Annotated in this window: 13 protein-coding genes; 6 read left to right on the top strand and 7 right to left on the bottom strand. The window is 61.4% G+C overall.

The window, feature by feature from the left end; genetic code table 11:
• Window positions 1-66: 66 nt before the first annotated feature.
• Together AC19YY_RS05315 and AC19YY_RS05310 are read right to left on the bottom strand one after the other, a co-directional pair.
• Window positions 67-1,122 carry a permease gene (locus tag AC19YY_RS05315; protein ID WP_170057907.1) on the bottom strand — a complete coding sequence of 352 codons (1,056 nt, stop codon included), beginning with the start codon at window positions 1,120-1,122 and terminating at the stop codon, window positions 67-69.
• 52 nt (window positions 1,123-1,174) lie between these two features.
• Window positions 1,175-1,876 (bottom strand): histidine phosphatase family protein, encoded by a 702-nt coding sequence (locus AC19YY_RS05310; protein WP_170057908.1) that lies wholly within the window; start codon window positions 1,874-1,876, stop codon window positions 1,175-1,177.
• 255 nt (window positions 1,877-2,131) lie between these two features.
• Here AC19YY_RS05310 and AC19YY_RS05305 point away from each other — a divergent pair, with 255 nt between their 5' ends.
• From AC19YY_RS05305 to AC19YY_RS05290, 4 genes are all read left to right on the top strand, one after another.
• Window positions 2,132-2,830 carry a glutathione S-transferase N-terminal domain-containing protein gene (locus tag AC19YY_RS05305; RefSeq protein ID WP_172314209.1) on the top strand — a complete coding sequence of 233 codons (699 nt, stop codon included), beginning with the start codon at window positions 2,132-2,134 and terminating at the stop codon, window positions 2,828-2,830.
• A 3-nt stretch (window positions 2,831-2,833) separates the two neighbouring features.
• Window positions 2,834-3,676 carry a PhzF family phenazine biosynthesis protein gene (locus AC19YY_RS05300; protein WP_170057910.1) on the top strand — a complete coding sequence of 281 codons (843 nt, stop codon included), beginning with the start codon at window positions 2,834-2,836 and terminating at the stop codon, window positions 3,674-3,676.
• Between the two features lie 218 nt (window positions 3,677-3,894).
• Window positions 3,895-4,869 (top strand): porphobilinogen synthase, encoded by a 975-nt coding sequence (gene hemB / locus AC19YY_RS05295; protein WP_057959111.1) that lies wholly within the window; start codon window positions 3,895-3,897, stop codon window positions 4,867-4,869.
• Between the two features lie 127 nt (window positions 4,870-4,996).
• The gene (locus AC19YY_RS05290) at window positions 4,997-6,082 is read left to right on the top strand and encodes a DUF1615 domain-containing protein (RefSeq protein WP_170057911.1); all 1,086 of its coding nucleotides are present in this window, start codon (window positions 4,997-4,999) and stop codon (window positions 6,080-6,082) included.
• Window positions 6,083-6,084: 2 nt separating this feature from the next.
• Here AC19YY_RS05290 and AC19YY_RS05285 read toward each other — a convergent pair whose 3' ends face one another.
• Complete coding sequence (locus tag AC19YY_RS05285; protein WP_169956182.1) at window positions 6,085-6,864, bottom strand: DUF4349 domain-containing protein; 780 nt, start codon at window positions 6,862-6,864, stop codon at window positions 6,085-6,087.
• Window positions 6,865-7,032: 168 nt separating this feature from the next.
• Between AC19YY_RS05285 and AC19YY_RS05280 the strand changes: the two genes are divergently transcribed.
• Complete coding sequence (locus AC19YY_RS05280; protein ID WP_169956181.1) at window positions 7,033-7,443, top strand: PaaI family thioesterase; 411 nt, start codon at window positions 7,033-7,035, stop codon at window positions 7,441-7,443.
• 187 nt (window positions 7,444-7,630) lie between these two features.
• Here AC19YY_RS05280 and AC19YY_RS05275 read toward each other — a convergent pair whose 3' ends face one another.
• The 3 genes from AC19YY_RS05275 to AC19YY_RS05265 are packed head-to-tail and all read right to left on the bottom strand — an operon-like array spanning window position 7,631 to window position 10,216.
• Entirely contained in the window at window positions 7,631-8,812 is a 1,182-nt protein-coding gene (locus AC19YY_RS05275) for an acetyl-CoA C-acetyltransferase (RefSeq protein ID WP_500603920.1), read from the bottom strand.
• Window positions 8,813-8,823: 11 nt separating this feature from the next.
• A complete protein-coding gene (locus AC19YY_RS05270) occupies window positions 8,824-9,483 on the bottom strand; it encodes a CoA transferase subunit B (RefSeq protein ID WP_027603173.1) in 660 nt (219 codons plus the stop codon).
• Between the two features lie 34 nt (window positions 9,484-9,517).
• Complete coding sequence (locus AC19YY_RS05265; RefSeq protein WP_048729618.1) at window positions 9,518-10,216, bottom strand: CoA transferase subunit A; 699 nt, start codon at window positions 10,214-10,216, stop codon at window positions 9,518-9,520.
• A gap of 132 nt (window positions 10,217-10,348) precedes the next feature.
• Here AC19YY_RS05265 and AC19YY_RS05260 point away from each other — a divergent pair, with 132 nt between their 5' ends.
• The gene (locus tag AC19YY_RS05260) at window positions 10,349-11,251 is read left to right on the top strand and encodes a LysR family transcriptional regulator (RefSeq protein ID WP_169956177.1); all 903 of its coding nucleotides are present in this window, start codon (window positions 10,349-10,351) and stop codon (window positions 11,249-11,251) included.
• A gap of 120 nt (window positions 11,252-11,371) precedes the next feature.
• On the opposite strand, the gene AC19YY_RS05255 is transcribed toward AC19YY_RS05260, so the two are convergent.
• Window positions 11,372-11,701, bottom strand: a complete 330-nt coding sequence (locus AC19YY_RS05255; RefSeq protein WP_029296579.1) for a hypothetical protein — start codon at window positions 11,699-11,701, stop codon at window positions 11,372-11,374.
• Window positions 11,702-12,021: the final 320 nt, after the last annotated feature.

The raw sequence follows: 12,021 nt of genomic DNA, 5'->3' as shown, positions 1-12,021 counted from the left end.
TGTATTCACAGTTCCAAATGTGGGAGCTGGCTTGCCTGCGATAAGGCCCTGACAGTCAGCCCCTCCCTACAGGACGACCACCGCCACCAACCCACACACCACGCCCATCAGCATGGTCAACCCGGCCACCGTCACCAGCACCCGCGTGTCGAAATCCTTGCGCAGCATCAACAGCGACGGCAGGCTCACGCTCGGCAGGGTCATCAGCAGTGCCACTGCGGGCCCGGTGCCGAGCCCCAGGGCCATCATGGTCTGTACGATCGGGATTTCGGCGGCAGTCGGAATCACAAACAGGGTGCCGACAATCGCCAGCGGCACCAGCCACAGCAGGCTGTCGGCCATCGCCCCGTCCACATGGGGAAACAACCACACCCGCGCCGCGCCCAACAGCAACACCGCGAGGATGTAGATCGGGATGGTGCTCCAGAACAACTGCCACAAGGTGCGCAGCCAGCGGCTGAGGAAGGGTTGGGTCTCGGCGCCGCTGACGTCGGCCACGGCCTCCAGCGCCACCTGTGGCACCTGCTCGGGGCGGGCGATACGTTGGGCGATCAGGGCGACGCCGATCACCAGTACGACCCCGGCCACCAGCCGCAGCGCGGCAAAATCCCAGCCCAGCACAAAGCCCATGAACACCAGGGTCGCGGGGTTGAGCACCGGGTTGGCCATCCAGAACGCCAGGGCGGCGCCCACCGATACTTGCTGGCGACGCATGCCGGCGGCCACCGGCGCGGCGCAGCAACTGCACATCATGCCCGGCAGGGCGAACAGCCCGCCACGCACCGTGGAGCCCAGCCCGGCGCGGCCGAACAGGCGCAACAGCCAGTCCCGTGGAATCAATACTTGCAGCAACGAACCGAGAATTACCGCCAGCACGGCGGCTTTCCAGATCGCCAGGAAATACACCTGGGCATAGGCCAGGGCCGCCGCCAATGGCGAGCCTTGCTGGTCATTGAGGATCGAGTTGCCGATGCTGTGGCTGTCCGCCGCGACGAACGCCTTGAAGTAGTAGGGTGACCACTTCACGTAATACAGGCCGACGCAGGCCACCAACAGGAACAGCGCCGGCTTCCACCAGAAGGACCAGCCGCGTACAGGGCTGGCAGAGGTGAGGTTAGACATGGTCAAGATCCGCAGATAAGTCGATAGCGACGCATCATACGCGGTCCCGGTGTCAGGTGTCGGCGGCTACGTGCGTCGCATCCGGGCAGGTCTGCAAGCCGTTATCCAGCCCTTGCTTGTAGTTGCGGCTGAGCAGGCTGGCCTTGCCGTTCTGCCAGGTCAGGGTCAACACGTACAAGGTGTCGAAATCGCCGCCGGACCAGTCTTCGGTGATGGTGTACTTCTCGCCGACCGCTTCGCTCGCGACCTTGTTGATCAATTCCGGCAGGTAGCCGTGGGACCAGGCGGTATAGATGGTGGAGTTGTGGTACTTGTCCTCCATCAACTCGTCAGCCAGATCGCTGGTGTCGTTGGCCGAAAACTCGATGTTCACCGGCAGCCCGAGTTTGATCGCGCTGGGGCTGATGGTCATCAATGGGCGAATGTAGCTGTAGGAATTGTCGAACTCGCCTTCCTCGACATTGCGCGTCGGGTTGGCCGCGAATACAAAATCGGCGGCGCCGAATTTTTCTGGCAATACGGTGGCCAGGTTCATCGCGCGGTTGAGGCCCTGGCAATTGAGTTGGCCCAGGCCGCCCACGGGCTTCTCGCCATGGCGCAGGAACACCAGGGTCTGCACGCCGTTCTTCGGCTCGGCGCTGCTTTCGCGGGCTTCAAAGGCCAGCATCAAGGCGCCACCGACAAACAGTGTCGGCACCAGGAAATAAGCACATTTTCTAAAACGTTTGCCAATGCACAAAGGCTTGATAGTCATTAGGGTTCGAGTCTTCAGTGCGTCGGATCAAGGCTGGAAGGCCCAGCCACAGCGACGCTCCAAGCATCGTGCGGTTTTCCGTGACAGATATGGCGGTATGCCTCCATTCAACCGTTCAAGCGCTTCTAAGAGTGCGTCAGGGCGTTTTGGTTCGCTTGGTACAGGAGATTAGCCGGCGGATGTTGCGAATTGAAGACCGATGCAAGCGTGCCGCCGGATGGCTATCATGGGTTTTTCTCACCTTGGGGTATATCGATGATTTCAGCTGCAGCGTTTCCGATTATTACCAAATGGCCAGCCCAGCACCCCGAGCGCCTGCAGCTGTACTCGTTGCCGACGCCCAATGGGGTCAAGGTCTCGATCATGCTCGAAGAGGTGGGCCTGGCGTATGAGGCGCACAAAGTCAGCTTCGACACCCAGGACCAGCTCTCGCCAGAGTTTCTGTCCCTGAACCCCAACAACAAGATCCCGGCGATCATCGACCCCAGCGGCCCGGGCGGTGAACCGCTGGCGTTGTTCGAGTCGGGGGCGATCCTGGTCTACCTGGCGGAGAAAACCGCGCAACTGCTGCCCCAGGCACCCGCCGCGCGCTACGAAACCCTGCAATGGCTGATGTTCCAGATGGCCGGGATCGGGCCGATGTTCGGCCAGGTTGGCTTCTTCAATAAATTTGCCGGCAAGGCCTACGAAGACAAGCGCCCTCGTGATCGCTATGCGGCTGAAGCCCGGCGCCTGCTGGACGTCCTGGAAAAACGCCTGCTGGGCCGCAGTTGGATCATGGGCGATGAGTACACCATCGCCGATATCGCGACCTTTCCCTGGATCCGCAACCTGATTGGCTTCTATGAGTCGGGCGATCTGGTGGGCATCAGTGACTTCCCCAATGTGCTGCGCGCGCTGGATGGCTTTGTCGCCCGGCCGGCGGTGATCCGTGGCCTGAATATTCCGAGCTGACCCATGCCGACTTTCGATTTCAAGCAACTGGACGTATTCAGCAGCGTGGCCCTCAAGGGCAACCCGCTGGCAGTGGTGCTGGGCGCCGATAGCCTCAGTGACCAGCAGATGGCCGACTTCGCCAAGTGGACCAACCTCAGCGAAACCACGTTCCTGCTGCAACCGCGCGACCCGCGTGCGGATTACCGGGTGCGTATTTTTACCACCGTGCAGGAGCTGCCGTTCGCCGGTCACCCAACCCTGGGCAGTTGCCAGGCGTGGCTGCAAGCCGGTGGTGTGCCCCGGGGCAGCGAAATCATCCAGGAGTGCGAGATTGGCCTGGTGCGCATCCGTCGCCAGGGCGAGGAGCTGGCGTTTATCGCGCCGCCGTTGCTGCGCTCAGGGCCGTTGGATGCCGAGCTGCTGGAGCGTGTACGCCTGGCGCTTAACCTTGAGCCTGAGGCGATTGTGCGCAGCCAATGGGTCGATAACGGCGCCGGCTGGCTGGCGTTGATGTTGCCGGATCGCCAGGCAGTGCTGGACTTGCAGCCGGACTATTCAAAACTGCTCGGGCTGGCGGTGGGCGTGGTTGCCCCGTGCGATCCGACACGCGATGACGTCGATGCGCAGTTCGAGGTGCGTGCGTTTATTGCCGGTGACGGTGCACCCGAGGACCCGGCCACCGGCAGCCTGAATGCGGGCGTCGCGCAATGGCTGCTGAGTGCGGGCCTGGCCCCCCGCCAGTATGTGGTCAGCCAGGGCACGGCCATTGGCCGCGCCGGGCGTATCCGGGTGCAGCAGCAGGGCGATGAGATCTGGATCGGCGGCGCCGTCTCCCTGTGTATCGAAGGGCGCCTGACCCTGTAACGCCGAAAAGCACCTGTGGGGAACGGGCCAGCCCGGTCGCAGCAGGTCACTCGTTGCTGCTGCTTGTTCCGCCTGGGCGCATTGTTACGTGAACGGCAAAACACCGTTATGGCCGCCGTATTTGTGCTCTCGGTCAATCCAGGCATAAGCTTTCGCCTTTAAGCTAGCGGCCTTGCCACTTGCCCTGGCGTTTTTTGTAGGAAATTGTAGGAAAACCCATGTCCAGTCAGTTCCCCGAAGCCCGTTCCCGCCGTCTGCGCCGTTCCCCCGAGCTGCGCAGCCTGTTCCAGGAAACCGAATTCACCCTCAATGACCTGGTATTGCCGATCTTCGTCGAAGAAGAAATCGACGATTTCGTGCCGATTACCAGCATGCCCGGTGTGATGCGCATCCCCGAATCGAAACTGGCCAGTGAAATCGAGCGTTTTGCCCGCGCCGGGATCAAGTCGGTGATGACATTCGGCGTGTCCCATCACCTGGACGCCAGCGGTAGCGATACCTGGAACGAGCGTGGGTTGGTGTCGCGCATGTCGGCGATCTGCAAGGACGCAGTGCCGGAAATGATCGTGATGTCTGACACCTGCTTCTGCGAATACACCGACCACGGTCATTGCGGCGTGATGCACGGCAATGAAGTGGACAACGACCGCACCCTGGCCAACCTGGGCAAGCAAGCGGTGGCGGCAGCCCGTGCCGGTGCCGATGTGATCGCGCCGTCGGCCGCGATGGACGGCCAGGTCCAGGCCATTCGCCGGGCCCTGGACGCGGCCGGGTTCAGCCATATCCCGATCATGGCGTACTCCACCAAATTCGCTTCGGCCCTGTATGGCCCGTTCCGCGAGGCGGGTGGCAGTGCACTGAAGGGCGACCGCAAAAGCTACCAGATGAACCCGATGAACCGCCGCGAAGCCGTGCGCGAATCCTTGCTCGATGAGCAGGAAGGGGCCGACTCGCTGATGGTCAAGCCGGCCGGTGCGTACCTGGACATCATCCGTGACATCCGCGAAGCCTCGCGCTTGCCAGTGGCGGCGTACCAGGTCAGCGGCGAATACGCGATGATCAAGTTCGGTGCCCAGGCCGGTGCCATCGACGAAGCCCGTGTGGTGCGCGAAACCCTGGGTTCGATCAAGCGTGCCGGTGCGGACCTGATCTTCACCTACTTTGCGATGGACCTGGCGCTCGCCGGTATCTGATCCCGGCGCTTGCCGTACTGTGGGGGCCGGCTTGAGGATGCCATCGCGGGCAAGCCCGCTCCTACAGGGATGGGTGTGGGTTTGTGAGATAGTGGGTGCTTTCAGCGACTCACAGGAAACCCCCCGCATGTTTTCATCCCGGCTGACTCTGTGCCTGGCCGCCTTACTGGTGCTGGCCGGTTGTTCGACCCAACGCAGCCAGCAGCTCCCCGAGCGCAGCGAGGCCGAGGTCAAGGCGCAGATCGTGCGACTGATGCCGGCCAAGGTGCCGGATCGCGCCGGTTGGGCTCAGGATATCTACACGGCACTCGACAGCCAGAAAATCTACCCCAGCACCGAGAATATCTGTGCGGTGCTGGCGGTCACCGAGCAAGAGTCCACCTATCAGGTTGACCCGCCGGTGCCGAACATGGGCAAGATCGCCCAGGATGAAATCCTCAAGCGCGCGGCCAGGGTGCATGTGCCGGCAGTGCTGGTGCGCACCGCGCTGCAACTGCGCTCGCCCACGGGCAAGTCCTACGCCGAACGCCTGAACGCCGCGCGAACCGAGAAGGACCTGAGTGGGATCTTTGACGACTTTATCGGCACCGTGCCGTTGGGCCGTACCTTGTTTGGCAGTTTCAACCCAGTGCATACCGCAGGCCCGATGCAGGTGAGCATTGCCTTCGCCGAGCAGCAGGCGCGCAATTATCCTTACACCGTAGACGGGAGCATTCGCCGCGAAGTGTTCACCCGGCGTGGCGGCATGTACTTCGGCATTGCCCATTTGCTGGGTTATCCGGTGAGCTACGAGCAGCCGCTGTACCGCTTTGCCGACTTCAACGCCGGTTGGTACGCCAGCCGCAATGCCGCGTTCCAGGCCGCAGTCAGCCGCGCTTCCGGTACCCGCCTGGCGCTGGATGGCGATTTGATCCGCTATGGCTCGATCATGCCCGGCACCACGGAGTTGGCGGTGCGCTCACTGGGCAAGAAGCTGGACATGCGCAACCCGAGCATTCGCAGCCAGTTGGAGCAGGGCGATCGCCTGGACTTTGAACAGACCACCCTGTACCAGCGGGTATTTGCCCTGGCCGAAAAAGCCGAAGGCAAGCCGCTGCCACGGGCGATCCTGCCGGGGATTGTGCTCAAGAGCCCGAAGATCACCCGCAACCTCACCACGGCCTGGTTCGCCAAGCGCGTGGATGAGCGTTACCAGCGCTGCATGAAGCGTTGAGGTCAGGGGCGGCGCTTGACTAGCTTGCGCCACAGCCAGACCCACAGCCACAACACCGGGAACGCGAGGATCACGAACGGTAGCACGTAGCTGGAGCGTTCCAGGGCATCGGCGGTGCCGTCGACCAGGTTGTCGCCCAGGTTGCCGAACATCCGCGCAAAACGTGATTGCTGATGCTCGCCGTCGGATGGACTGAAGTTCAGGGTCACGCGGTTGGTGTCCAGGCGCCGCTGCTGGCCGGCGGCGATCTGCGCCAACTCCTGTAGCTCGTTTTCGATGGCAGCCTGTTCCTTGGTGAGGGTGATCAGGTCGCCCACGGTGATGTCCTTGCGTGCGGCCAGTTCATCCAGGCGCTTTTGCTGGGCCTGCAAACGTTGCTGGCGGCGGCGCACATCGGCCACTGCGTCGGCCAGGTCTTCGGCGCTGGTGATGCGCTGGCCCAGTTGCCCGCCCTCGGCCGCCATCTTCACCAAGGGTTCGACCCCGCTGGGGGCGATGCGCAACACGATCATGCCGCCGTCGCTGTTTTCTTCGATACGCAGGATATTGCAGGCGCCGAACTGTGCCGACTCGCAGGCTTGGCGGGTGGCCTGCATGCGCGGCGCGAGCAGGGCCAGCGGCATCGCCAGACTCAACTCGTGTTCATAGGCCAGCAGCGCGCCGGCCCGGCCCTGTTCACCATTGATTGGCGTGCCTTCGGAATATTCCTTGGGCGAACAGCCGCCGAGCAGTAGGGCGGCCAATAACATTAACGCAGTAGATCTGCCTTCCAGGTGGCGCATTACGGTTCCTTCAAGTGTGCGGGATAAATGCGCGGCGATTAAAGCCGGTTTGCCCGGCGAACGCAAAGCAAGCGCAGGCTTATCGGCCCAGATTTCCCCGGTTGATCATGCTGGCCGCATCGAGCGATGCAGGTTAAACCTCATGCCCGGTCACAAGGAAGATCCACCATGACGAACGTCCCTGAAGGTTTTGCTCCCTTAACCCGCAGCAGCCCGCTCCTGGATCTACTGGGCCCGGTGTATTGCCGTGGTGAGGGCCTACGGCTGCAATTGGGCCTGCGCGCCGACAACCGCCATGCCAATGGGCGCGGTACGGTGCACGGTGGTGTATTGGCAACCCTGGCGGATGTCGGCATGGGCTACGCCATGGCGTTTTCCAGCGACCCACCGGTGCCGTTGATTACCGCCAGCATGACCCTTGATTATCTGGGGGCGGTGCAGGTCGGCGAGTGGATCGAGGTGCAGCTGGAGCATCACAAGCGCGGGCGGCAGATGGCGTTTGCCACGGTCAGCTTGCAGGTGGGGGAGAAGGTGGTGGTGCGGGCCAATGCGGTGTTCGCCGTGCCGCAATCCAATTGACGATAGAGATCTAATGTAGGAGCTGGCTTGCCTGCGATAGCGGTGGGGCAGTCACCGGTAGCATTGACTGTTACACCGCTATCGCAGGCAAGCCAGCTCCTACATTGGACGGTGTTCGCCAATCAAAATAGGCAAAAAAAGGCCCGGCTTTTCGTGGAGCCGGGCCTTTTTCGTGTTGCTCGTTGAATCAGTCGCGCTCAAGGGCCAATGCCACGCCCTGGCCGCCGCCGATGCACAAGGTCGCGAGGCCTTTCTTGGCATCGCGCTTGAGCATTTCATGCAGCAGGGTCACCAGCACCCGACAGCCTGATGCGCCAATCGGATGGCCGATGGCAATCGCGCCGCCGTTGACGTTGACCTTGGCCGCGTCCCACTCCAGTTCCTTGCCCACTGCCAGCGCTTGCGCGGCGAAGGCTTCGTTGGCTTCGATCAGGTCCAGGTCGGCCAACTGCCAGCCGGCCTTGTCCAGGCAGCGACGGGTTGCAGACACCGGGCCAATGCCCATGATCGCCGGGTCGACGCCCGCGTTGGCGTAGCTGGCGATACGCGCCAGCACCGGCAGGCCGAGAGCCTTGGCTTTATCGGCACTCATCAGCAGCACGGCGGCGGCGCCGTCATTGAGGCTCGACGCGTTACCGGCGGTGACGCTGCCGTCTTTCTTGAAGGCGGGCTTGAGCTTGCCCAGGGACTCGGCGGTGGTACCGGCGCGGGGTTGTTCGTCCACGCTAAAGGCAATCGGGTCGCCCTTGCGCTGGGGAATCAGGATCGGCGTGATTTCATCGGCAAAGCGCCCGGCTTCAATCGCCGCGGCCGCTTTTTGCTGGGAGGCGGCGGCGAAGGCATCCTGAGCTTCACGGCTGATGCCGTACTTGTCCACCAGGTTCTCGGCGGTGATGCCCATGTGATAGTCGTTGAACGCATCCCACAGGCCGTCGGTGATCATGCTGTCGACCATCTTCGCGTGCCCCATGCGCAGGCCGGTGCGGGCCGCGGGCAGCACGTAAGGGGCCAGGCTCATGTTTTCCATGCCGCCGGCGATGATCACTTCGGCATCACCGCAACGGATGGCCTGAGCGCCCAGGTGCAAGGCCTTGAGGCCCGAGCCGCAGACCTTGTTCAAGGTCAGGCTCGGCACCGCGTGGGGCAGCCCGGCGAGGATCGACGCCTGGCGCGCCGGGTTCTGGCCGGAGCCTGCGGTCAGCACTTGGCCGAGGATCACTTCGTCCACTTGTGCAGGGTCCAGGCCGGTCTGCTCCAGCAGGCGGCGGATCACGGCGGCGCCCAGTTCCGGTGCCGGGATGCCGGCCAGGACCCCTTGAAAGCTGCCCACGGCGGTGCGGGTGGCAGCAACAATCACGACGTCTTGCATGGAATCTGTCCTCACTGGAAGTGCATTTCTGGAACGTGGTCCGGGACGATCAGTTTACCGGCGGTCTTGCTCACAATCTCTTCCACGCTGACGCCAGGTGCGCGTTCCTTGAGGACGAAAGCGCCATTTTCGATTTCCAGGTAGGCCAAGTCCGTCAGCACGCGCTTGATACAGTTGGCACCGGTCAGCGGCAGGCTGCATTGGCTGAGCAACTTGGACTCACCGTCCTTGGAGGCGTGAGTCATGATCACGATGATGTTTTCTGCACCGGCCACCAGGTCCATGGCGCCGCCCATGCCCTTGACCAGCTTGCCGGGGATCATCCACGAGGCGATGTTGCCGTGCACGTCCACTTCAAAGGCGCCGAGCACCGTGAGGTCAACGTGGCCGCCGCGAATCATCGCGAAGGATTCGGCCGAGGAGAAGATCGACGCGCCGATACGTGCGGTGACGGTCTGCTTGCCGGCGTTGATCATGTCGGCATCGATGGTGTCTTCGGTAGGAAACGGTCCCATGCCCAGCAGGCCGTTTTCCGATTGCAGCATCACTTCCATGCCTTCGGGAATGTAGTTGGCCACCAGGGTCGGGATGCCGATGCCGAGGTTGACGTAGAAGCCGTCCTGCATTTCGCGGGCGACGCGTTGAGCCATTTGTTCGCGGGTAAGAGCCATTTTATGAGTCCTTATTGTTCGGGCTGGAGGCAGATTATTTGCGGACAGTGCGCTGTTCGATGCGCTTCTCGAAGGTGCCGCAGATAATCCGGTCGACGTAGATGCCAGGGGTGTGGATCTGCGCCGGGTCCAGCTCGCCCGGTTCGACGATTTCCTCGACTTCGACCACCGTGATCTTGCCGGCGGTGGCGGCCAGCGGGTTGAAGTTCTGGGCGGTGTGGCGGTAGATCACGTTGCCGAAATGGTCGGCTTTCCAACCTTTGACGATGGCGAAGTCGCCGGTGATGGATTCTTCCATCAGGTATGGGCGCCCGTTGAATTCACGGGTTTCCTTGCCTTCGGCGACGGGCGTGCCAACACCTGTGGCGGTAAAGAACGCTGGAATGCCGGCGCCGCCTGCGCGCATTTTTTCCGCGAGGGTGCCCTGGGGCGTGAGCACCACTTCGATTTCACCGCTGAGCAGTTGCTTCTCGAACAGGGCGTTTTCACCGACGTAGGAGGCGATGACCTTGCGGATCTGTTTTTCTTCGAGCAATACACCCAGGCCGAAGCCGTCGACGCCGCAGTTGTTGGAAACTACCGTGAGGTCGCGGGTGCCTTTGCGCTTGATTTCGGCGATGAGGTTTTCTGGGATGCCGCACAGGCCAAAACCACCGGAGAGTACGGTCATGCCGTCTTCCAGGCCTGCCAGCGCTTCTTCATAGGACGCCACGCGTTTATCGAAACCTGCCATATGCACCTCTTTTATTGTTTGTGGTCCAGCCAGTGAACCGAGTGTTGCGCCGGGGGATTGATTTGTTAAGTTGTTTTTTAAGGTTGATTGATTTAAAAAACAGCACAATTATCCGGCCATTGGAGCAGCGTCATGACAGTTAAACAGATGCGGGCCTTCCTTGCCGTGGCCCAGACCTTGAGTTTTGCCGCCGCCTGTGAGCGCCTGCATTTGTCCCAGTCGGCCTTGAGCCTGACTATCAAAGGCCTGGAGGAAGGCCTGGGCGGGCGGCTGTTCAGCCGTAATACGCGCAACGTCGCGCTGACCCCGGAAGGCGAATCCCTGCTGCCCCTGGCCCGGCGCTTGATTGCCGACTGGGACAATGCCGAGGATGAACTACGCCAGCGCTTCACCCTGCAGCGCGGGCGAGTGACGGTGGCGGCTATGCCGTCGTTTGCCGGCAACCTGCTGCCGCCGATCCTGAAGATCTTTCGCGCGCGGTTTCCCCAGGTCAATGTCACGGTGCACGACCTGATCAACGAACAGGTCCTGGAAATGGTCCGCGATCGCCAGGTCGAGTTGGGTGTGGCATTTGAACCTTCATCGGGATCGTCGTTGGCCTTTACCCCGCTGTACCTGGACCGCTTTGTCGCGGTAGTGCCCGGTGACTCAACGCTGGCACACATGACCGAGATCGATTGGAAAACCCTGCTGGCACAACCCTTCATTACCTTGCAGCGGCCTTCGACGGTAAGGGTGATGTTGGAAGAGCACCTGGGTGCCTTGCAGATGAAGCTGCCGGTGGCATTGGAAAGCCATCAATTGGCGACGGTGGGCAAGATGGTCGCCAGCGGCCTGGGCGTCAGCGCCGTGCCAGCATTGTGCGCGCAGCAGATGGAAGAGGCAGGTGCCCGTTGCATCACCTTGTGTGATCCCGTGATCGAGCGGCCGATTGGGGTGCTGACCAAGCCAGGACATGAGCTGTCGGCGGCGGCGCAGGCACTGTTTGATATCTTCAGGGGCGAAGCGCAGAAGGGGCGATTCCCGGGGATTTAAGTCAACACAAACAAATGTGGGAGCTGGCTTGCCAGCGATAGCTATCTAACATTCAACAACTCTGTTGATCGTTAAACGGTTATCCCAGGCAAACCAGCTCCCACAAAGGTCTAGTTATTCTTAGTAGTAGCGGTCAATCACTTTAACTTGCGAGTTGTCCTTGAACGACTCCCAGGCATTGTTAAGTGTATCGAAGACCTGCTCGATAAAGTTGCGATCGGCAGCGGCCTTTTTACCGACATAACCCTGGCCGCGGCGGTACATCTTCAGGCGCGCCGCCAGTTCACGGTTATTGCGGTCGAACTCGGCTTCTTCGGTATGGGGCGCCAGGCAGTCAATTTGCACTTCGCCCGATTTACCAATCCACAGGATATGGTCGTCGAGTGTGTCTTTCTGCGCTGCGAACATCTCAGCCAATTCATCGATAGTTGGTTGGTTGTTCAGATTCATGTGTAAGCCCCTTGACCAGTTGGCGATCTTCAGTTGATTCGTTAATCCACGTTAGTTGTCTCCGGTTGCGAAAACCGGGCGTCAGAAACGGTCTGCCAAATACGGGCAGGGTCTTGAACCTGATGCATGTAGTGTTTCTGATGAACTGCTACGCAATGGTTTCATAACGAAGACAAGCAGCATTTGAGCTTCTTGTACCGATCCTTTCGGGCCGGTCAGCTTCATCAATCTGCCTTGTGGGCAGTGCACATCCGGAAAAACAGCTCGGCGGTCAGACGAGCTTGTTCAAAACGCGTGTTACCAACGCTCCCGATCCGGGA

The organism is Pseudomonas sp. MF09156, from assembly GCF_059862305.1.
The sequence above is the reverse complement of the archived record's forward strand: the minus strand, read 5'-3'. Positions and strand labels throughout refer to the sequence as shown.

Bases quoted from the DNA above. Each gene is read 5' to 3' on its own strand.
- AC19YY_RS05275 (WP_500603920.1), bottom strand. From the start codon at position 8,812: ATGCAAGACGTCGTGATTGTTGCTGCCACCCGCACCGCCGTGGGCAGC.
- AC19YY_RS05285 (WP_169956182.1), bottom strand. From the start codon at position 6,864: ATGCGCCACCTGGAAGGCAGATCTACTGCGTTAATGTTATTGGCCGCC.
- AC19YY_RS05290 (WP_170057911.1), top strand. From the start codon at position 4,997: ATGTTTTCATCCCGGCTGACTCTGTGCCTGGCCGCCTTACTGGTGCTG.
- hemB (WP_057959111.1), top strand. From the start codon at position 3,895: ATGTCCAGTCAGTTCCCCGAAGCCCGTTCCCGCCGTCTGCGCCGTTCC.
- AC19YY_RS05300 (WP_170057910.1), top strand. From the start codon at position 2,834: ATGCCGACTTTCGATTTCAAGCAACTGGACGTATTCAGCAGCGTGGCC.
- AC19YY_RS05310 (WP_170057908.1), bottom strand. From the start codon at position 1,876: ATGACTATCAAGCCTTTGTGCATTGGCAAACGTTTTAGAAAATGTGCT.
- AC19YY_RS05315 (WP_170057907.1), bottom strand. From the start codon at position 1,122: ATGTCTAACCTCACCTCTGCCAGCCCTGTACGCGGCTGGTCCTTCTGG.
- AC19YY_RS05255 (WP_029296579.1), bottom strand. From the start codon at position 11,701: ATGAATCTGAACAACCAACCAACTATCGATGAATTGGCTGAGATGTTC.
- AC19YY_RS05280 (WP_169956181.1), top strand. From the start codon at position 7,033: ATGACGAACGTCCCTGAAGGTTTTGCTCCCTTAACCCGCAGCAGCCCG.
- AC19YY_RS05305 (WP_172314209.1), top strand. From the start codon at position 2,132: ATGATTTCAGCTGCAGCGTTTCCGATTATTACCAAATGGCCAGCCCAG.
- AC19YY_RS05260 (WP_169956177.1), top strand. From the start codon at position 10,349: ATGACAGTTAAACAGATGCGGGCCTTCCTTGCCGTGGCCCAGACCTTG.
- AC19YY_RS05265 (WP_048729618.1), bottom strand. From the start codon at position 10,216: ATGGCAGGTTTCGATAAACGCGTGGCGTCCTATGAAGAAGCGCTGGCA.
- AC19YY_RS05270 (WP_027603173.1), bottom strand. From the start codon at position 9,483: ATGGCTCTTACCCGCGAACAAATGGCTCAACGCGTCGCCCGCGAAATG.